This is a genomic window from Pseudomonas sp. GW821-FHT07B01, from assembly GCF_059419065.1.
Genome location: NZ_JBWKRA010000001.1, coordinates 433,993 through 453,381, shown reverse-complemented (window position 1 = coordinate 453,381; position 19,389 = coordinate 433,993). Strand labels below are relative to the sequence as shown.

Below are 19,389 nucleotides of genomic sequence, written 5' to 3'. Positions count from 1 at the left end.
AGCGCCCACATTTATTCTTCGGCGTGTCAGAGATGCAGCCACGCCAGGCCACCCAACATCACCGCCACCCCGCCGGCGGTGTACGACATGCGTTTGAGCCATTCCTTGCGCGTGAGCAGGGTAATCGCCGCCAATGAAATCGCGATCTGAATCGCCGTCATCGCCTGGGCCCAGCGATGGTGCTGGTGCAGCGCTTCCTCGGATTTGTGGTCCCAGTCCCGTGAAGTGGCCTCAAGCGTTTCGGCCTGTTTACGCACTTCTTCCTTCTGGCGCTTGTAGCGCTCGATCTCCGCCTGGTAATGCGCCGCATCCACGCCGGGAATATGGCTGGCCAGTTCTGCCAGGTTCTGGCGGCTGGATTTGGCCTGGTAGTAGTTCCACTGGTTAGCGGCTTCGGTCTTGATGATGGCGGCGTTGTTCTTGTCCATCGCAGCTTCACTTTCGCTGGAGCCGGCCTGATAGCTGAGCATGGCACCGACGGTCGCCATGATCGCGGTCATCACGGCGATACGACTGGCAAAGCTATCGCCGCGGCCGTGAGCATGCTCGGTGGTGTGTTCAAGGTGTTTTTCGTGGGGGCTGGGAACTTCGAAGGCTTCGGACATGGGGCGACCGCGAACGGATTGAGGTGCGCTGATTGTTCACCAGCGCAGCTGTCTCAAGCCTGTACGTAACGCTGCAAACCTGCCACCAGTGCATCGAATGTCACCCGGCAGCGTGGGCTGTTGCGCAGGTCTTCGTGCATGCTGACCCAAGTGTCCATTTTAAACGCGAAGCCGTCAGGCAGCACTCGGCGCAGACGTGGGTCGCGCTGGGCCAGTTGTACCTGGCACCCACCGATGCCGGCACCGGCGCGGATCATTGCCAGTTGCGCCAGGTCGCTGTCGCTACTGATGGCGAAGGCGTTGCGCTCAAAACCCTTGATTGCCAGGCTGCGGATAAATGCAGTGGCTTGATCAAAGCCGATGACGGAGTGGCCGGCCAGGTCGTGCATGTGTTGGGGGATGCCGTGTTGCTGCAGGTAATCGTCACGGGCATGCAGGCCGACTTCGATCAGGCCGATACGCCGCGCCAGCAGCTGCTCCTGGCTGGGGCGCACCATGCGCACGGCAATGTCGGCTTCCAGCTGCAGCAGGTCGCTCAAGCGGTTGGTCAGCACCAGTTCCACCTTCAGGTGCGGGTGTTCCCGGCGCAATTGCGTGATGATCGGCGGCAGTACCTCCACACCCACCACTTCACTGGCCGATACTCGTACCACGCCGCGCACCTCATCGCCTTGGGACGAGGCGGCGCGTTCAAGGGCGGCGGCGGTACGCGCCATGGTTTCTGCATGCGCCCGCAGTGTGTGGGCGACCGTAGTGGGTAATAAGCCTGAGGGCGAGCGGGTGAACAACACGACGCCCAGCGCCGTTTCCAGCGCGGCGATGTGCCGCCCTACCGTGGGTTGGGTGATGCCGAGCTGCCGTGCGGCCCCCGACAGCGATCCTTCCTTGAGTACACCGAGAAATGACCGGTAAAGCTCCCAACCGATATTCGTAGCCATACATAAATGTATAGCGGCTCGATACCCTTGGGCAATTCCTCTCTAGCTGTTCCGCATCCAACATACCCTCATCAACCAACAGTGGGAGAGGGTGATGAGCAAGGTTCTGGTTTTGGGTGCAACCGGTGGCATTGGTGGCGAAGTGGCGCGGCAGTTGAGCGCGGCGGGCTGGGAGGTGCGGGCGTTGACTCGGGATCTGATCAAGGCTCGCAGCCAAAATCCTGTTTTTACGTGGCTAAAAGGCGATGCCCTGAATCGCGACGACGTGATCGCGGCCGCCCGGGGCTGCGCGGTAATCGTGCACGGCGTCAATCCGCCGGGTTATCGCAAATGGGCCGAGTGGGTGTTGCCGATGATCGACAACTCCATTGCGGCGGCCATCTGCGAAGGCGCGACAGTCGTGCTGCCCGGCACGGTCTACAACTTCGGGCCGGATGCATTCCCTGTGCTGCACGAAGACTCACCCCAGCACCCGCTGACTCGCAAGGGCGCGATCCGTGTGCAGATGGAGCAGCGCTTGCGAGCCGCTTCCACTCAGGGCGCCCGGGTGGTGATTGTGCGCGCTGGGGATTTTTTCGGCGCCAGGGTGGCCAATAACTGGTTTGCCCAAGGCTTGGTCAAACCCGGCAAACCGGTGCACACCATCCGCTACCCAGGCGATTACGGCGTGGCCCATCAATGGGCTTATCTGCCGGACGTAGCGCGTACAATGCTTGAGTTGATTGAGCGTCGTGCCAGTCTTGGCGCCTTCGCCTGCTTTCATATGGCTGGGTACATGGATGCGGACGGTACGCAGATGGCTAAGACGATCCAGCGTGTGGTGCTGCGCAGGACGGGCCAGCAACCCAGGGTCGGCGCGTTTCCCTGGTGGTTGTTGAACTGGGCGGCGCCTTTTGTCGTCACCGTGCGTGAGATGCAGGAGATGCGCTACCTGTGGCAAACACCGTTGCGCCTGGATAACCAGCGCCTGCTCGCGACGCTCGGCCATGAGCCCCACACACCGCTGGAACAGGCGGTGGAGGCCACCCTGGTTGGCCTGGGTTGCCTGCCTACTTGCGTTTGATCAGGCGTGCATACACGGCGAGGTTGACCACCACCACCACGGCCCCCAGCACTAATTGAGTATTCGCAGTCAGCCCGGCTGGGTAGATCATCGTCAGAATGTAATGCTCGATAAACCCACCGCCATAACCATCCTGCCCGGCCAAGTGGCGAAACAGGTTTTCCCAACGGGTGAGTGGGCAGGGCAGGTGCAGCACCTCCACCGCGATGCCCCAGGCAACGGCGGGCAGGTGCAGCCACATTACCCTGGGCCACTTCAGGGTGAGCAGGCCGCCGAACAGCACGAACAGGATAAAGGCCAGGTGGAACAGCACGAGGCCGTCGGCGGCTAGGCGGTAGAGCATGTTTGAGCTCGATGTGAGGTGAAGGGGTACGTGAATTTTTGCAGCGCGCCGTTATAGCTCCAGTTGACTGGCATTGATACCGAACGCTTTGGCTATCTTTTCCCGCGTGGTGCGGCGGGGTTTGCTGACCGCTTCCTGCTGGGCAAATGCCGATTGTGAAATACCCAGGCGTTTGGCGACTTCTTCCTGGGTCAGGCTCAGATGCTCGCGCCACGCGCGAATAGGTGTTGCGCCATCCACCAGGCGGCTGACTACCGCATGGGGTATCAGGTTTGGATCGTTTTGCTGCGCCACATAGTGTTCATAGGGAATCACCACATAGGCTGGCTCGCCCTGCGTATTGTGGATGATCTGTACGGCAGTAGGTTCGCTCGTCACGTTTTTTAACCTCTTGGATGCTGCCGTCCCAGTCGAAAAGGACCCGATAATGACCTACCCGCAAGCGATAGCTGTGAGGATGGTTGACCAGCGCCTTGACGTTGATTGCATCGGGCATGTGTTCAAGAGCGGACACGGCATCGCGTACCTGTTGCTGATGATACGAATGCAACCGAAGCAATTGTTTGACGGCTTTTCGCGTGCATTGGATTGAGTTCAGGGGAGGCTAATAAGTCTTTTATAAGGTTTGCAATCGGTATTTTCAGATCCGCGTCAACGGGTCATGACGTTTTCCTCTCAAACCCTAGACGGCCGCCGTCAGCGCCGACGGGCAAAACTGTTGCGTGGTATGAATCAACGGATAGCCCACGAAGGTTGCTTGCAGGCAACGAGGGCCGTTATTGTGCTGAATCCTTTTAGTCCTCGCCCCAAGGTTGTGTTGTGATGAATGCACCGCGTAACGCTGTCCCGATCAAGGCCGTGATTTTCGATATGGACGGGTTGTTGCTGGATACCGAAGGCATCTACACCGAAGTCACGCAGATCATTGCCGAACGCTATGGCCGTACCTACGACTGGGGCATCAAGCAGCACATCATCGGGCGGGGTGCCCAGGATTTGGCCGATTACGTGGTCAAGGCGCTGGACCTGCCGATCACGCCCGCCGAGTTTCTGGAAATACGCGAACCGCTGATGAGCGAGCGCTTTCCTAAGGCCTTGGGCATGCCCGGTGCCGAGGCGTTGGTGCGGCACTTGAAGGCGCACAATATTCCGATTGCGGTGGGCACCAGTTCATCGCGTAACTCGTTTGGCCACAAGACCACCCTGCACCGTGAATGGTTTGGCCTGTTCGACACCATCGTCACCGCTGACGACCCGGAAGTAGGCGCTGCCAAGCCCGCGCCGGATATCTTCCTCACCGCTGCGCGCCGGTTGGGTGTAGCGCCTGAGGATTGTCTGGTGTTCGAAGATTCGCCGTTCGGCGTGACGGCGGCGAAGGCTGCGCACATGACCGCTATTGCGGTGCCCGATGAGGCGATGGCTGACAGCAAGTACCAGCATGCTGACCAGATTATTCGCAAGCTCGCCGACTTTGATTTGGCCGCCTACGGCTTGCCCCCCATGGCCTGACCCCGCGCGGTCAAAAGTGTGGGAGCTGGCTTGCTCGCGAATGCAGGGTGTCAGTCAGTAGATTTATCAACTGACTCACCGTATTCGCGAGCAAGCCCGCTCCCACATTCGGGTTGCGGTTTTGCAAAATCAGGCGCTGAAACCACCATCGATGGTCAGGCTGGCGCCCGTGATATAGCCGGCTTCCGGCCCGGCCAGATAGGCCACAAAACTGGCAATCTCCTCCACATGCCCATACCGACCTACCGCCATCAACCCGATCAGACTTTCGGCAAAATCACTGTTCGCCGGGTTCATATCGGTGTCCACCGGCCCAGGCTGCACGTTGTTGATGGTGATGCCCCGTGGCCCCAGGTCCCGCGCCAATCCCTTGGTCAACCCTACCAGCGCCGCCTTGCTCATGGCGTAGGGCCCGCCACCGCCAAAGGGCATGCGTTCGGCGTTGGTGCTTCCGATATTGATCACGCGGCCACCTTCGCCCATGTGCTTGGCGGCTTCCTGGGTGGCGATAAACACGCTGCGCACATTGATCGCCAAGGTCTGGTCGAAGTCTTCCAGCTTGAATTCGTCCAGCGGCGCGATGGCCAGCACGCCAGCGTTATTCACCAGGATATCCAGGCGTCCAAACGCCTCGACCGTGGCGTTGACCGCCGCGCGAATCGCCGTGGCATCGGCGCTGTCGGCGTGAATCGCCAGAGCCTGCCCCCCTGCGCCGATCACCTCGTTCTGCAGTGTTTCAGCCTTGGCGGCCGAGCTGACGTAGGTAAAGGCAACCGCTGCCCCCTGGGCGGCGAGGCGCTTGACGATGGCGGCGCCGATGCCGCGGGAACCGCCTTGAATCAAGGCGACTTTGCCGGTGAGGTTGTGTGTGGTCATGTCGATCTCCGAGGTAGTTGATGGAGCGAGTATCGACCTCGCCCGCGCTGCTCGGTAGCCCGTGGTTGCTATAGTCTGTGTAAACCAAAAGTTTAGAGTGGAGCGATATGGAAAGCTTTGGCAGTATCGAATGCTTTGTGCGCAGCGCCGAGGGTGGCAGCTTTGCCGAGGCTGCACGGCACCTGAGCCTCACTCCCGCAGCGGTGGGTAAAAGCGTCGCCAAGTTGGAGGCGCGCCTCGGGGTGCGGCTGTTCCAGCGCAGCACTCGGCGTCTGGCGCTGACCGAAGCCGGCAAAGTGTTCCTGGCGGAAGTCAGCGCCAGCCTCACCACCATTCAGAATGCGGTCGCCAACCTGGCCAGTGCCGAAGGGCGGCCGGTGGGCACGCTCAAGGTCAGCATGGGGCCAGTGTTCGGCAATCGGTATGTGGTGCCGTTGTTGGGCGAATTTATGCGGCGCTGTCCGGATATCAGCCCGGACTGGCATTTCGATAACCGCCAGGTCGACCTGATCGGGCAAGGCTTCGATGCGGCCATTGGCGGCGGGTTTGAGCTGCCCCAAGGCGTGGTGGCGCGCAAGTTGACCCCGGCGCACCGGGTGCTGGTGGCGTCGCCGGATTATCTGGCGCGCCGCCTGCCGGTGCTGGCGCCCGATGACCTGTCGCACTGCCTTGGCATCTTGATTCGCTCGCCGCAGACTGGCCGGGTGCGTTCATGGCAACTGACCCACCGTGAGCGCGAGCACAGCCCACTGGTACTGAAGCCAGCCATGACCATGAGCGACTCCGAAGCCGCCTGCTGCGCCAGTGCCCAGGGCCTTGGCATCGCGCTGGTGAGCATGCCAATGGCCGTGCCGTTCCTGGACAGCGGTGCGTTGGTGCGGGTGTTACCCGACTGGTATGTGGACGACGGCAATATTTCCATCTACTACGCCGAGCATAAATTGTTGCCGGGCAAGACGCGGGCGTTTGTGGATTTCATTATTGAGCAGTTCGCCGAGCAGAAACTGGCTCAACGATTCAGTGCCATCTGAGCAGGGCCTTGCATCGAGTCGTGGCCATCGCGGGCAAGCCCGGCTCCCACATTGGATTGCGATCACTGTGGGAGCCGGGCTTGCCCGCGATGCAGGCGCATCGGTCTACCGCCCGAACTTGCCCGGCCAGCCAATGACTTTCTTCGGCCGCGGCGCCGCATACGTCCTGATCTTCGAGGTCGACAACCCCAACCGCACCAACGACTCGGCCACCATCACCGCCGCCGTTACCCCGTCCACCACCGGAACCCCGGTGCGCTGACGGATCTGCTCATCCAGCCCTGCCATGCCGCCGCAGCCCAGGCAGATCACCTCGGCCTTGTCGTCGCGGATGGCCAGTTCGGCCTGGCGCACGATGGCCTCCATGGCGCCCAGCGGGTCTTCTTCCAGTTCCAGCACCGCCATGCCGCTGGCGCGCACCGAAGCACAACGCTGGTAGAGGCCGGCGAGTTTCAGCCGGTCTTCAATCAGCGGCACAGTGCGGTCCAGGGTGGTCACCACCGAGTAGGCGTGCCCCAGGAACATCGCGGTGCTGGCCGCCGCTTCGGTGATATCCACCACCGGTACATTGAGCAGTTCCTGCAGGCCTTCACGGCCATGTTCGCCATAGCCGGCCTGGATCACCGCATCAAAGGGCTGGTCGTAGGCCATTACCCGATCCATCACGGCGATGGCTGCCAGATAGCTTTCAAAGTTGCCTTCCACCGATTCTGCGCCGAAGTACGGGGTGAGCCCGACAATCTCGGTGCCCGGTGAAGCCACGGCCCGTGCTTGCTGGGCAATGGTGTCGGTGATGGATTCAGTGGTGTTGACGTTGACCACGAGGATACGCATGGAAAGTCCTTGTTTAATGACTGACGTTATCGACGGCAATGCTTTCGCCGCTGACATCGGCGTAGTGCGGTTGACGCTTGGCAATCAGCAGGTACAGCAACCCGGCAATGCCTGCGCCAAACAACCAGGAAAACGGCGAGACGCTGGCAAACCCCGGCAGCAGCGCCAGCAGGATGGCGATCACCGCCGCCGGAATGAACGCCGCCACCGCACGCATATTCACCCCCCGGCTGTAGTAATAAATGCCTTGGGGGTCTTCGCTGTACAGCTGCGGCACATCCACCTGGCTCTTACGGATCAGCCAGTAATCGACCATGATCACCCCGTACAACGGCCCCAGCAGCGCGCCGAGGCCAGAGAGGAAATACACGATCACCAGTGGGCTGTTATAGAGGTTCCACGGCAGGATCAGCACGGCAACGAAGGCGCTGATCAGTCCGGCGCGGCGAAAGTTCAGGTACTTGGGCGCCAGGTTGCTCAATACAAAGGCCGGGGCGACGAAGTTGGCCATGATGTTCACCGCCACGGTGACGATCAGGAAGGCCAGGCAGCCGAGCACGAGAAAGAAGGTGTTGGGGATCGCCGCGATGATTTCGGTCGGGCTTTCGATCACGCGGCCATTGAGCTGGAACTGCCCGCCGCACAGCAGCACGGTGATGGCGGCGAACACCAGGATATTCACCGGCAGGCCCCAGAAGTTGCCGACCTGGATAGTCCTGCGGCAGGGTGAGGAACGGGCGAAGTCGCAGAAGTTGAGGATCAAGGTGCCGTAGATGGCCAGCCACAGCGCGCCGCCGGCAAAGATATTGCGCCACATCTCGCCGCCACTCAGGGGCTCGCGGATCGACCAGGCAATCTGCCCGTTCGCCTGGAAGTACATCCAGCCGGCCAGTGCGGCCACGGTCAACAGAATCACCGGCCCGGCGAAGCCTTCATAGCGACGTACCATTTCCATGCCATAGGCGAGGATCACCAACTGCACCAGCCAGATCGCCACAAAGCACGCCCAACCCAGGGTCGACAGCCCCAGAATCGAGTCGTGGTCATAATCGGCAAAGCCTGGATGAATGGCGGTCAGCAGCACGCGGAAAACTACCGAGGCCAGGTAGGTCTGGATCCCAAACCAGGCAATCGCAATTACCGCCCGAATCAACGCCGGAATCTGCGCCCCATGAATGCCGAAGCTGATACGGCTGATAACCGGAAACGGCACACCGGTCTTCTGCCCCATGTAGCCCGACAAATTCATAAAGAAGTACACCAGCGCCGCGCCGATCCCCAGGGACAGCAATATTTGCCACCCGCCCAGGCCTAATGCATATAAGCCGATGGCGAATGAGTAGTTGGCGATGTTGTGCACGTCATTGGTCCACAACGCGAAGATGCTATAGCGCCCCCAGCGTCGGCCTTCGACCTTGGTGGGCGCCAGGTCCTTGTTGTGCAGGCGCGGGCTGAGTACCAGCGGGCCGGGGCCGGCGGCCGCAGGGTTTAACGGGGAGGAGGGCAGATCCAGTGCGAGGGTGTTCGAGAGACTTGTACGCATTCCGGCAGGCTCCAGCGCATCTGCAGCAAAGCGGCGGATGGCAAAGTGTATGTAGGTTTTGTATTGATTGTATACAAAGCGTACTTCTGCCTAAGCCATATGCGTGCCAATTCTCGATATATGAAAATCTTGGCTAATTTCGTTTTTATATAGGTCGCGAATAACTTACTGAATTACGGGCACTATAAGTTGACCGTTTGAACAGGTATTTATTTTTTCATTAATTGCAGGGTTATTTATATGCAGCGCCATTGGCGCAGGGAGATGTTACGTTTTGGTGCGTTGTACATTAAGTTGCACACAAAAATGGCACTTATGGTTACAAGGTTGTGTACAAGATTTACCCGGCCGAAAGGAAATCTCGCTTTCTGTAGGAGCGAGCTTGCTCGCGAAAAACTCACAGACGCCGCGTTCATTCAGGAAGCCCGCGTTATCGTTGACGTTTTTCGCGAGCAAGCTCGCTCCTACAGAGGCGGTGGCATCAGAGGCTCAAGCCTTGCTGATGATATTCCCCGCATGCAGCCCGCATTCCTTCTGCGTGGCTTCTTCCCACCACCAGCGGCCTTCGCGCTCATGCTGGCGGGGCAGTACCGGCCGGGTGCAAGGCTCGCAGCCGATGCTGATGAAGCCGCGCTCATGCAGGCTGTTGTACGGCAGCTCCAGCATGCGGATGTAGCCCCAGACCTCTTCGCTGGTCATCTGCGCCAGCGGGTTGAACTTGTACAGGGTGCGTTCCGGTGTGGAGAACGCCGTGTCGATTTCCAGCGCCGCCACCTGGCTGCGAGTGCCGGGGCTCTGGTCGCGGCGCTGGCCGGTGGCCCAGGCGCTGACGCCTGCGAGTTTGCGGCGCAGCGGTTCGATCTTGCGGATGCCGCAGCATTCGCCATGGCCGTCCTTATAGAAGCTGAACAGGCCTTTTTCTTTGACGAAGGGCTCCAGCTTGCTCGGGTCTGGCGAGATCAGCTCGATGTCGATCTTGTAGAACTCACGCACCTGCTCGATAAACCGGTAGGTCTCCGGATGCAGGCGGCCGGTGTCGAGGCTGAACACCTTGACGTTCTTGTTCAGCTTCCAGGCCATGTCCACAAGGACCACATCCTCGGCACCGCTGAAGGAAATCCACAAGTCATCGCCGAACTGGCTGAACGCCAGCTTGAGAATGTCCTGGGCAGACTTGTTGGCATAAGTCGTGGCGAGTTCAACGACGTCGAAGGCTTGGTTCATCAGGACGGTTCCTACAGGTCAGTGGCGCTGAGCGCTCTCTAGGAGGGCGATGGTATCAAAAACTGTCCCGCGTTGCGGCGGCGGGCGTGAGTCGCTAGAGTTCGGCAGTCCTTTTGCTCGCTCAACTAACAATATCTAACAGGAGTGTCGTGTGGAAATTGCCTGCCTTGACCTGGAAGGGGTGCTGGTTCCGGAAATCTGGATCGCCTTCGCCGAAAAAACCGGTATTGAATCCCTGCGCGCCACCACCCGTGACATCCCCGACTACGACGTGCTGATGCAACAGCGCCTGCGCATCCTCGACGAGCATGGGCTCAAGCTGGCCGATATCCAGGCCGTTATCGCCACGCTCAAGCCGCTGGACGGCGCCATTGAGTTCGTCAATTGGCTGCGCGAGCGCTTCCAGGTGGTGATCCTGTCCGACACCTTCTATGAGTTCTCCCAGCCGCTGATGCGTCAGCTGGGTTTCCCGACCTTGCTTTGCCACCGCTTGATCACCGATGAAAACGACCGGGTAGTCAGCTACCAACTGCGCCAGAAAGACCCCAAGCGCCAATCGGTGCTGGCATTCAAGACCCTCTACTACCGCGTGATCGCTGCCGGTGATTCCTACAACGACACCAGCATGCTGGGTGAAGCTGACCGTGGGATTCTGTTCCATGCGCCGGACAATGTGATCCGCGAATTCCCGCAGTTCCCGGCGGTGCATACGTTTGAAGACTTGAAAAAAGAGTTTATCAAGGCGTCGAATCGGCAGTTGAGCCTGTAAGTTATGCGGCGCGGCTGATTGCCCCATCGCAGGCAAGCCAGCTCCCACCTTCGACCCTGTAACGTCAAACGACGCGGTCAACTGAGGGAGCCGGGGTTGCCCGCGATGGCGTCGGCTCCGTCACCGCCTAACCCTCGGCCAGCAAGCGCTCATAAGGAATACGCAAGCCTTCATGCAGGCGTTTGATCATCGCCAGGCTCAGCTTGCGCTTGTGGTTCAGCACCTCTGACACCCGCCCACTGGTGCCGATAAACGGCTCCAGATCGCGGGCGGTCATGCCCAATTGCTCCATGCGAAACTTGATAGCCTCTACCGGGTCCGAAGGGGGCATGGGGTAATGCTCGGCTTCGTACTTCTCGATGAGGATTGCCAGGATTTCCAGCTCATCACCTTCAGGCGAGCCGGGTAGTGCTCCCCATATCTGCTCGACTCGTACGAGTGCCGCAGTCAGGTCTTCCTGGGAGTGAATAGGTTTGATGTTCATCACGCAGTCTCCGCGTTGATCTGGTCGTACTGAGCGTGGGTCCCCACGAACCGTATAAACCCTAGTTGTCGCTGGTAGTCGATGGCCATGATCACTCGATACTTGTTGCCGCCGACGTTGAACACGACCCTGCCGCCCTTAAGAATGCTCGCTGTTCTGAGCTCGGCCTTGAGTGCTTGCGGTGTTGGATAATTGGCCTTTTCCATGTGCCGATACCACTCGACCAGCGGTGTTCTGGCGTCGCTATAAGCTCAATGGCTTTCCCAGAATATTCGTAGGATAGAGAGAGCGATTATCCGCATCGCTTCAACCTCCCGTTTTGGGAGATCATAGGTGCGATTGCGTGGTTAGGCAATCTCGGAAATATTTCCAGACGAGGAGGTAGTCGCTTCATGTGATCCTTCACAGGTGGCGGTGGACGGTGGATCCGGACGCTATCTGCAAGCGTCTATTCCGTCCACAGCGGTTCTGATTCAGGCTTTTTCTATCGCATGGCGTTCTACTCGAACGCTAGGCAGGGGCTGTGCCCTACAGGTTTTCCAACGTTTGTAACAACACCCGCACCTTCGTCAGCGACTCCTGATACTCCGCCTGCCACTCTGAATCCGCCACAATCCCGCCGCCACCCCAGCAACACACCTGCCCATCCTTGACCAGCAAGCTGCGAATCGCGATGGAGCTGTCCATCTCGCCGCGCACGTCCAGGTACACCAGCGAGCCGCAATACAACCCGCGGCGGGTGGGCTCCAGCTCATCGATGATCTGCATGGCGCGAATCTTTGGCGCGCCGGTAATGGAGCCGCCAGGGAAGCTGCCGGCGATCAGGTCGAGGGCGTCTTTGTCGTCGGCCAATATGCCAGTGACACTGCTCACCAGGTGGTGCACGTTGGGGTAGCTTTCCAGGCTGAACAGCTCCGGCACTTTCACTGAGCCGATTCGGCAACTGCGGCCGAGGTCGTTGCGCAGCAGGTCAACGATCATCAGGTTTTCTGCGCGGTCCTTGGGGCTGGCGAGCAACTCGGCGGCGTTGGCAGCGTCCTCTTGCGGTGTTAAACCGCGAGGGCGGGTGCCCTTGATCGGGCGGGTTTCCACCTGGCGCTCGCTGATGCGCACAAAGCGTTCCGGCGACAGGCTCAGCACCGCGCCGTCATCCGGCAGGCTCTGGAACCCGGAAAACGGTGTCGGGCAGGCCTCGCGCAGGGCGCAGTAGGCCGCCCATGGATCGCCGATGCACGGCGCACGAAAGCGTTGGGCAAAGTTGACTTGGTAGCAGTCGCCGGCCTGAATGTAATCCTGAATACGCAGGATGGCCTGCTGATATGCCTCCAGGCTGAGGTCCGGCGCCATGGGGCCCTGAAGCTTGAAGACGGTGGGCGCGCTGCCCGTTGCATGACTGAACAGGGCGATCAGACGTTGCCGCTCGCTATCGGCCAGCACCGGGTGAAACACCAGCTGGCTGGTGCGCGCCTGGTGATCGCTGACCAGCGCCCAGGCATACAACCCCAGGCGCGCATCCGGCAGGTGCAGGTCGTCCACGGCCAGGCGTGCAACCTGTTCCAGGTGCCGGCCGAAGTCATAGCTCAAGTAACCGATCAAACCGCCGGCAAAGGGCAATTCAACCCCAGCAGGCAGGGCGGCCTCACCCAACTGCGCCAGGTTCTCTCGCAAGCGTTGCAGGAAATCGCTGCCGCGTTCATCCGGCCCAACCGTCAAGGTCGCTTCGGGCCAGGCGCTGAGCAGGTCATAACGCCCCCGCTCGGCAGTCGGGCGGCCACTGTCGAGCAGCACCGCGCCAGGCGCATGGCGAATAGCCGCAAAGTACTCGGCGGGGTTGGCCCGGTAGGGTAAGGGGTAAACGGAGCAGGTCGACATGCGAGGGTGAATCAGCCAGTGGCGGGGGGGAGGGGATTGTAGTCCTCTGTAGGACTTGCTCCTAGAGGGGATGTCGGTGATAGCTCGATAGAGGGTATAGCCTGAGGGGCAACTGGCTTGTCAGAAAGCTATCGCAGGCAAGCCAGCTCCCACCTATCGAGCCCGGGCTTGCCTGCGCTGCGCTGCTTAGCCTTCAACCGGCGGAATATGCCCGAACATCTCCTGCACGAACTTCACCCGTTCCTCGGGGGTTTCTGTCACCCCGGCTGCCTTGAACTCTTCAAGCCGTGCCTCCACCGCATGGGTGCGCAAAGTCAGGCCGCAATCGTTGGCAATCTGGATGTTCAGCCCAGGCCGTGCGTTCAGCTCAAGGATCAGCGGGCCTTTTTCCTGGTCCAGCACCATGTCCACGCCGATATAACCCAGCCCGCACAGCTCATAGCAGCCGGCGGCGAGTTTCATGAAACCGTCCCAGTTGGGCAGTTGCACGCCATCCACCGCGTTGGTGGTGTCGGGGTGCTTGGTGATGATGTTGTTCAGCCAGGTGCCGCGCAGGGTCAGGCCGGTGGCCAGGTCTACACCCACGCCGATCGCGCCCTGGTGCAGGTTGGCCTTGCCGCCGGACTGGCGGGTGGGCAAGCGCAGCATCGCCATCACCGGGTAGCCCATCAGCACGATGATGCGGATGTCCGGCACGCCTTCATAGCTGATGCTCTTGAAGATCTGGTCGGGCACCACGCGGTACTCGATCAACGCGCGGTCGCGGTGGCCACCGAGGGAATACAGGCCGGTGAGGATGCTGGAAATCTGGTGCTCGATCTCCTCATGGCTGATGATTTTGCCGGACACCGTGCGATAGCGCCCTTCAAACCGGTCGGCCACCACCAGGATGCCGTCGCCACCGGCGCCCTGGGCGGGCTTGATCACGAAGTCGCTGCGCCCGCCGATGATCTCGTCGAGCTTGTCGATCTCCTTTTCGGTGGAGATTACCCCGTACATTTCCGGCACGTGGATGCCGGCCGCCAGGGCCCGTTCCTTGGTGATGATCTTGTCATCAACGATGGGGTACAGGCTGCGCTTGTTGTACTTGAGCACGTAGTCGGCATTACGCCGGTTAATGCCCATGATCCCCCGCGCTTCCAGGGCCTTCCAGGTCTTCCAGAAGCCGAACATCAAGAGTCAGCCTTCAGGAACGCCTTGAAACGCACCAGCTCGGTGAGGCGATAGCCGCGGTAGCGACCCATGGCCAGCATGAAGCCCACCAGGATCAACAGGATCGCCGGGAAGGTGAACACGAAGTAGACCAACTCCGGCACGCTCATGATCAGGTGCGCCAGGGACGCAGCGAACAGCGTGCCAATCGCCACTTTCAGCGCATGGTTGGCGCCACGCTCCTCCCAGGTGATCGAGAGGCGTTCGATGGTCATGGTCAGGATCACCATCGGGAACAGCGCCACCGACAAGCCGCGTTCCAGCCCGAGCTTGTGGCTGAACAGGCTGATGGCGGCAATCAGCACCACCACAAAGGTCAGCACCACCGACAGCCTCGGCAGCATCTGCAGTTTAAGGTGTTCAAGGTACGACCGGAGCGACAGGCCCAGTGCCGTGATGATCGTGAACAGCACAATCCCGAAGCCCAACTGGGTCTCGCGGAATGCCAGGGCGATCAGTACGGGGGTGAAGGTGCCCAGGGTCTGCAGGCCGATGAGGTTGCGCAGGATCAAGATCACCAGCACGCCTATCGGGATCATCACCATGATCATGAAGGTCTGCTGGGTTTGCAGCGGCAGGCCGTACAGCGAGTATTCGAGGAAGTTGGCGTCGGTGTTTTCGTCCGTCAGCTTGGCCAGGCGGATGGCGTTCATCTCGCTGTTGTTCAGGCTGAAGGTCACCATGGCTTTCTTGCCGCCATCGACGGTGATCAGGTTTTCATCGCCGGTCCACCACAGCAGGCGGTCGGCGGGCAGGCCCTGTTCACCAGTCTCCGGGTTGAAGTACAGCCAGTCGTTGCCGTTGAAACTGCGCAGCCACAGTTCCGGGGTTTGCGGCTGGTCGGCCACCAGGCGGATGGTGTGGACTTTCTCTACCGGCACGTGGGCGATGGACAGCAGCAGTTCGACGATCTTGGCTTTGTGCGGCGTCGAGGGGTCGCCGGCCAGCAGCAACTTCACATTGTCGTCGTTGAGGTTGTTGGTGCGCTTGATGGCTTCACTGATAAAGGTCTCGACGTCGGCCGAGTGCTGGCGGATCGGGGCCAGCAAGGCTTCGGCGGCGATCTTCTCGGGGCCTTCCACGGCGATGCTGTCGCGGAAGGTCGGGCCTTTGATCTTGACCTTTTCGCCGCTGTAGCGCTTGGTCAGCACCAGGCGGTAATAGAGGGTCTGGTTGCCCTTGGCCCGACGCGCCGACCAGGTGACCTTGCGGTTGCCGTCGATGCGGTTGACGCTCACCCCGTAGTTGTTCGAGATAAAGCTCTCATTGAGGCTGACGAAGTCGCGGCTCAAGGGCGGCACGAACATCTGGATCTTGACCGGGTCTTTCGGGTTGGCGACGAACTCGACCTTGGCGTCGATGTTCCACAAGTCGTCGGTGGCATCTTCGGTGACGGGAATTCCCAGCACGAAGATCTGATAGGCGGTGACCGAAATGCCCAGCACCACCAGCAAGGTGATCAGGATTTTCAGGTGCAGGGTCAGAGAGCGCATTCGGTTTACTCGGCGGTATTAAGCGTCGGCGGCGCAGGCGGGTTTGCCTGCTGCATATTTAAGACTGGGGTCGACCAGCGCATCAAAGCGTTTCAAGGCTTCGGAGCCAATCAGCAGCGGGTATTGGAATGCGCTGCGGTCAGTCAAGTTCACTTCGATGCTGCGTAAAGCACTGCCCATGCAGATATCCAGCGCAATCACTGGGCGGGCGGTGTAGTTCTTGTCCTCATCGGGGTCGTAGTCGCCGGCGCGGCGCTTGATTTTGCTGACACGCGCCAGGGGCAGTTCGATGGGGTGGGAATGGGCGGTGTCGATGGCCAGGTAGAAGCGTACCCAGGATTCGCCATTGCGCTTGAAGCGCTTGATATCGCGGGCACTCAACGAGGCGGTCTTGGCGCCGGTGTCGAGTTTGGCCGCCACTTCCAGGTCGATACCCGCAAGCTTGGCGTATTCATTCAGGCCGTACACGGTCTTCTCGGCGCCAGCGCCAAGGCTCGGTATGCACAGCAGGCACATCACTAGTAGGTAAGGCTTGAGTCTCATAAATCCTGAGGCAGGGCAGTGCACTGTTCATTTCATGGGGACTGGCATTGCTGCGCAATCTCGGGTGCGCCCTTTCATCATTTGATGTCAGGCAAAAGCGGCGGGCATTCTAACATGATGCTTTTTTGGCGCCAGCGCTGGCAGGCGGCCATGCCTTGGCCAGCGAATGAGGGGGTTATTAGACGATTGTCGACAATGTGTATTTATTCTTTGACTGTGAGAGGCTTATTGGCTAGTTTTTGCGGCATTGATTTTAAAGGTGTCGACAATATGCTGGAGCAACTGGAAAAACCATCGGTGGCACCAGACGATTCCCAGACCATGTCAGAGAACGTCTTCCGGCGTATCCAGGCCGCCATCGTCAAAGGCGAAATCGCCCCCGGCAGCAAGATTTCCGAGCCGGAGCTGGCGCGCACCTACGGCATCAGTCGCGGCCCGCTGCGCGAAGCGATCCATCGCCTGGAAGGCCAGCGCCTGCTGGTGCGGGTGCCTCATGTCGGCGCACGCGTGGTGTCTTTGAGTCACGCCGAGCTGGTCGAACTGTATGAGATTCGCGAGTCCCTGGAGGGCATGGCCTGTCGCTTGGCCGCCGAGCGCATGACTGACGCAGAGATCGAGGAACTGCGCCAGGTGTTGCACACCCACGAACGGGATGCGGCGTTCCAGGCCGGTGTCGGCTATTACCAGCAGGAAGGCGACTTCGATTTTCACTACCGCATCATTCAAGGTGCCGGTAACCGCACCCTCACCCAAATGCTCTGCGGCGAGCTGTATCAACTGGTGCGCATGTACCGCATCCAGTTCTCCGCCACCCCCAATCGTCCACGCCAGGCCTTTGCCGAGCATCACCGCATTCTCGACGCGATTGCCGATCGCGACGGTGAACTGGCCGAACTGTTGATGCGCCGGCATATCGGCGCCTCCAAACGCAACATTGCCCGTCACTTCCCGGACGGTGCGCCTTCATCACGAGGTGAGTCATGAGTTCCAAAAACAACAGCACTCCCGGCCAGCGTTTCCGTGACGCCGTCGCCAGTGAACAGCCCTTGCAAGTGGTGGGCGCCATCAACGCCAACCATGCGCTGTTGGCCAAGCGCGCCGGCTTCAAGGCGATTTATCTGTCAGGTGGCGGTGTAGCCGCCGGCTCCCTCGGCGTGCCGGACCTGGGTATCACCGGCCTGGATGACGTGCTCACCGACGTGCGCCGCATTACCGACGTGTGCGACCTGCCGCTGCTGGTGGACGTGGACACCGGTTTCGGCTCCTCGGCGTTCAATGTGGCGCGTACCGTCAAGTCGATGATCAAGTTCGGTGCCGCCGCCATCCATATCGAAGACCAGGTGGGCGCCAAGCGCTGCGGTCATCGCCCCAACAAAGAAATCGTGTCCCAGCAGGAAATGGTCGACCGCATCAAGGCCGCCGTGGATGCGCGCACCGATGACAGCTTCGTGATCATGGCGCGCACCGATGCCCTGGCAGTCGAGGGCCTGGAGTCCGCGCTGGAGCGTGCCGCCGCGTGCATCGAGGCCGGTGCCGACATGGTGTTCCCGGAAGCCATCACTGAACTGGAGATGTACAAGCTGTTCGCCTCCCGCGTGAAGGCGCCGATCCTGGCGAACATCACCGAGTTCGGTGCGACACCGCTGTACACCACCGAACAGTTGAAATCTGCGGATGTTTCCATTGTGCTGTACCCGCTCTCGGCCTTCCGTGCCATGAACAAGGCCGCCGAGAATGTCTACACCGCGATTCGTCGCGACGGTACCCAGCAGAACGTGATCGACACCATGCAAACGCGCATGGAGCTTTACGATCGCATCGACTACCACACCTTCGAGCAGAAGCTCGACGCGCTGTTCGCCGCGAAAAAATAAACCCTGTGGTTCCCTGAACAACTACAAAATTGGAGAACGAACATGGCTGAAGCAAAAGTATTGAGTGGTGCTGGTCTGCGTGGCCAGGTCGCCGGGCAGACTGCACTGTCCACCGTGGGCCAGGCCGGCGCCGGCCTGACCTACCGTGGCTACGACGTACGCGAACTGGCCGCCGACGCCCAGTTTGAAGAAGTCGCCTACCTGCTGCTGTACGGTGAGTTGCCAACCCAGGCAGAACTGGCCGCCTACAGCAACAAGCTGAGCAAACTGCGTGACCTGCCCCAGGCCCTGAAAGAAGTGCTCGAACGCATCCCCGCCGACGCCCACCCGATGGACGTGATGCGCACCGGGTGCTCGTTCCTGGGCAATATCGAGCCGGAGAAAGATTTCAGCGTGCAGCGCGATGTCACCGACCGCCTGCTCGCCGCGTTCCCGGCGATCATGTGCTACTGGTATCGCTTCAGCCACGACGGCCAGCGCATCGACTGTGTGACCGACGAGCCGAGCATCGGTGGCCACTTCCTGCACCTGCTGCATGGCAAGAAGCCGAGCGAGCTGCACGTCAAAGTGATGAACGTGTCACTGATCCTCTACGCCGAACACGAATTCAACGCTTCGACCTTCACCGCACGGGTGTGTGCATCGACATTGTCCGACCTGTATTCCTGCGTCACCGCTGCTATCGGCTCCCTGCGCGGCCCGCTGCATGGCGGTGCCAACGAAGCGGCGATGGAAATGATCGAGCGTTTCTCCTCGGCCCAGGAAGCGGTTGAAGGCACCCTTGGCATGTTGGCGCGCAAAGACAAGATCATGGGCTTTGGCCACGCGATCTATAAAGACAGCGATCCGCGCAATGAAGTGATCAAGGGCTGGTCGAAAAAACTCGCTGACGAAGTGGGCGACACCGTGTTGTTCCCGGTCTCCGAAGCCATCGACAAGACCATGTGGGAACAGAAGAAGCTGTTTCCCAACGCCGATTTCTACCATGCCTCGGCGTACCACTTCATGGGCATCCCGACCAAGTTGTTCACGCCGATCTTCGTATGCTCGCGCCTGACCGGCTGGGCTGCGCATGTGTTCGAGCAGCGCGCCAACAACCGCATCATCCGTCCAAGCGCCGAGTACACCGGCGTTGAGCAGCGCAAGTTCGTGCCAATCGAACGTCGCTGAATGGGA

Annotated in this window: 20 protein-coding genes and 2 pseudogenes; 7 read left to right on the top strand and 15 right to left on the bottom strand. The window is 60.3% G+C overall.

Annotated features, from left to right (window positions below; all coding sequences use genetic code 11):
* Window positions 1–26: 26 nt before the first annotated feature.
* A complete protein-coding gene (locus AC07S6_RS02080) occupies window positions 27–605 on the bottom strand; it encodes a DUF4337 domain-containing protein (RefSeq protein ID WP_003193347.1) in 579 nt (192 codons plus the stop codon).
* Between the two features lie 53 nt (window positions 606–658).
* Window positions 659–1,543 carry a LysR family transcriptional regulator gene (locus tag AC07S6_RS02075; protein ID WP_014719515.1) on the bottom strand — a complete coding sequence of 295 codons (885 nt, stop codon included), beginning with the start codon at window positions 1,541–1,543 and terminating at the stop codon, window positions 659–661.
* A gap of 94 nt (window positions 1,544–1,637) precedes the next feature.
* On the opposite strand from AC07S6_RS02075, the gene AC07S6_RS02070 reads away from it, so the two are divergent.
* Entirely contained in the window at window positions 1,638–2,606 is a 969-nt protein-coding gene (locus AC07S6_RS02070; RefSeq protein ID WP_014719514.1) for an NAD-dependent epimerase/dehydratase family protein, read from the top strand.
* Here AC07S6_RS02070 and AC07S6_RS02065 read toward each other — a convergent pair.
* From AC07S6_RS02065 to AC07S6_RS02055, 3 genes and pseudogenes are all read right to left on the bottom strand, one after another.
* Complete coding sequence (locus tag AC07S6_RS02065) at window positions 2,593–2,949, bottom strand: DUF2784 domain-containing protein (protein WP_014719513.1); 357 nt, start codon at window positions 2,947–2,949, stop codon at window positions 2,593–2,595. The genes AC07S6_RS02070 and AC07S6_RS02065 overlap by 14 nt on opposite strands.
* Window positions 2,950–3,000: 51 nt before the next feature.
* Complete coding sequence (locus AC07S6_RS02060) at window positions 3,001–3,327, bottom strand: helix-turn-helix domain-containing protein (RefSeq protein ID WP_014719512.1); 327 nt, start codon at window positions 3,325–3,327, stop codon at window positions 3,001–3,003.
* Window positions 3,311–3,547 (bottom strand): annotated as a pseudogene (locus AC07S6_RS02055) (type II toxin-antitoxin system RelE family toxin); the annotation flags it as partial. The pseudogene AC07S6_RS02055 and the gene AC07S6_RS02060, both read right to left, overlap by 17 nt.
* 224 nt (window positions 3,548–3,771) lie before the next feature.
* Here AC07S6_RS02055 and AC07S6_RS02050 point away from each other — a divergent pair.
* On the top strand, window positions 3,772–4,458 hold the full coding sequence (locus AC07S6_RS02050) for an HAD-IA family hydrolase (protein WP_054897203.1): 687 nt from the start codon (window positions 3,772–3,774) through the stop codon (window positions 4,456–4,458).
* A gap of 129 nt (window positions 4,459–4,587) precedes the next feature.
* On the opposite strand, the gene AC07S6_RS02045 is transcribed toward AC07S6_RS02050, so the two are convergent.
* Window positions 4,588–5,334, bottom strand: coding sequence for a 3-oxoacyl-ACP reductase family protein (locus AC07S6_RS02045; RefSeq protein ID WP_014719510.1), 747 nt, complete (start codon window positions 5,332–5,334; stop codon window positions 4,588–4,590).
* Between the two features lie 107 nt (window positions 5,335–5,441).
* Here AC07S6_RS02045 and AC07S6_RS02040 point away from each other — a divergent pair, with 107 nt between their 5' ends.
* Window positions 5,442–6,365 (top strand): LysR family transcriptional regulator, encoded by a 924-nt coding sequence (locus AC07S6_RS02040; RefSeq protein WP_495111575.1) that lies wholly within the window; start codon window positions 5,442–5,444, stop codon window positions 6,363–6,365.
* A 105-nt stretch (window positions 6,366–6,470) separates the two neighbouring features.
* Here the strand turns inward: AC07S6_RS02040 and AC07S6_RS02035 are convergent, their stop codons facing one another.
* The 3 genes from AC07S6_RS02035 to AC07S6_RS02025 all read right to left on the bottom strand — a co-directional run bounded on the left by AC07S6_RS02035 (window position 6,471) and on the right by AC07S6_RS02025 (window position 9,966).
* A complete protein-coding gene (locus tag AC07S6_RS02035) occupies window positions 6,471–7,199 on the bottom strand; it encodes an aspartate/glutamate racemase family protein (RefSeq protein ID WP_014719508.1) in 729 nt (242 codons plus the stop codon).
* 13 nt (window positions 7,200–7,212) lie between these two features.
* Window positions 7,213–8,742, bottom strand: coding sequence for an NCS1 family nucleobase:cation symporter-1 (locus tag AC07S6_RS02030; protein ID WP_019820568.1), 1,530 nt, complete (start codon window positions 8,740–8,742; stop codon window positions 7,213–7,215).
* Window positions 8,743–9,231: 489 nt separating this feature from the next.
* Window positions 9,232–9,966: a phosphoadenylyl-sulfate reductase gene (locus AC07S6_RS02025; protein WP_014719506.1), complete on the bottom strand. Its 735-nt coding sequence runs from the start codon at window positions 9,964–9,966 to the stop codon at window positions 9,232–9,234.
* Window positions 9,967–10,117: 151 nt separating this feature from the next.
* Between AC07S6_RS02025 and thrH the strand changes: the two genes are divergently transcribed.
* On the top strand, window positions 10,118–10,735 hold the full coding sequence (gene thrH, locus AC07S6_RS02020; protein WP_014719505.1) for a bifunctional phosphoserine phosphatase/homoserine phosphotransferase ThrH: 618 nt from the start codon (window positions 10,118–10,120) through the stop codon (window positions 10,733–10,735).
* Between the two features lie 127 nt (window positions 10,736–10,862).
* Here thrH and AC07S6_RS02015 read toward each other — a convergent pair whose 3' ends face one another.
* The 6 genes and pseudogenes from AC07S6_RS02015 to rloA all read right to left on the bottom strand — a co-directional run bounded on the left by AC07S6_RS02015 (window position 10,863) and on the right by rloA (window position 16,339).
* Window positions 10,863–11,219 (bottom strand): helix-turn-helix domain-containing protein, encoded by a 357-nt coding sequence (locus AC07S6_RS02015; protein ID WP_014719504.1) that lies wholly within the window; start codon window positions 11,217–11,219, stop codon window positions 10,863–10,865.
* A pseudogene (locus tag AC07S6_RS02010) lies at window positions 11,219–11,521 on the bottom strand (type II toxin-antitoxin system HigB family toxin). Before AC07S6_RS02010 ends, AC07S6_RS02015 begins: the two are co-directional and overlap by 1 nt.
* 226 nt (window positions 11,522–11,747) lie before the next feature.
* Window positions 11,748–13,091: an aminodeoxychorismate synthase component I gene (pabB, locus tag AC07S6_RS02005; RefSeq protein WP_495111574.1), complete on the bottom strand. Its 1,344-nt coding sequence runs from the start codon at window positions 13,089–13,091 to the stop codon at window positions 11,748–11,750.
* A 186-nt stretch (window positions 13,092–13,277) separates the two neighbouring features.
* Entirely contained in the window at window positions 13,278–14,264 is a 987-nt protein-coding gene (locus AC07S6_RS02000; protein ID WP_198862204.1) for an alpha-L-glutamate ligase-like protein, read from the bottom strand.
* Window positions 14,264–15,796, bottom strand: a complete 1,533-nt coding sequence (gene rloB, locus AC07S6_RS01995) for an osmotic stress tolerance membrane protein RloB (RefSeq protein ID WP_003193324.1) — start codon at window positions 15,794–15,796, stop codon at window positions 14,264–14,266. Before rloB ends, AC07S6_RS02000 begins: the two co-directional genes overlap by 1 nt.
* 18 nt (window positions 15,797–15,814) lie before the next feature.
* Entirely contained in the window at window positions 15,815–16,339 is a 525-nt protein-coding gene (gene rloA / locus AC07S6_RS01990) for a retropepsin-like aspartic peptidase RloA (RefSeq protein ID WP_014719501.1), read from the bottom strand.
* 270 nt (window positions 16,340–16,609) lie between these two features.
* Here rloA and AC07S6_RS01985 point away from each other — a divergent pair, with 270 nt between their 5' ends.
* From AC07S6_RS01985 to prpC, 3 genes are read left to right on the top strand one after another with little or no spacing between them, the layout of a single operon-like run.
* The gene (locus tag AC07S6_RS01985; RefSeq protein WP_014719500.1) at window positions 16,610–17,323 is read left to right on the top strand and encodes a GntR family transcriptional regulator; all 714 of its coding nucleotides are present in this window, start codon (window positions 16,610–16,612) and stop codon (window positions 17,321–17,323) included.
* The gene (gene prpB, locus AC07S6_RS01980) at window positions 17,320–18,213 is read left to right on the top strand and encodes a methylisocitrate lyase (protein WP_034128348.1); all 894 of its coding nucleotides are present in this window, start codon (window positions 17,320–17,322) and stop codon (window positions 18,211–18,213) included. The genes AC07S6_RS01985 and prpB overlap by 4 nt, the downstream gene beginning before the upstream one ends.
* A gap of 42 nt (window positions 18,214–18,255) precedes the next feature.
* Window positions 18,256–19,383, top strand: coding sequence for a bifunctional 2-methylcitrate synthase/citrate synthase (gene prpC / locus AC07S6_RS01975; RefSeq protein ID WP_014719499.1), 1,128 nt, complete (start codon window positions 18,256–18,258; stop codon window positions 19,381–19,383).
* Window positions 19,384–19,389 lie beyond the last annotated feature (6 nt).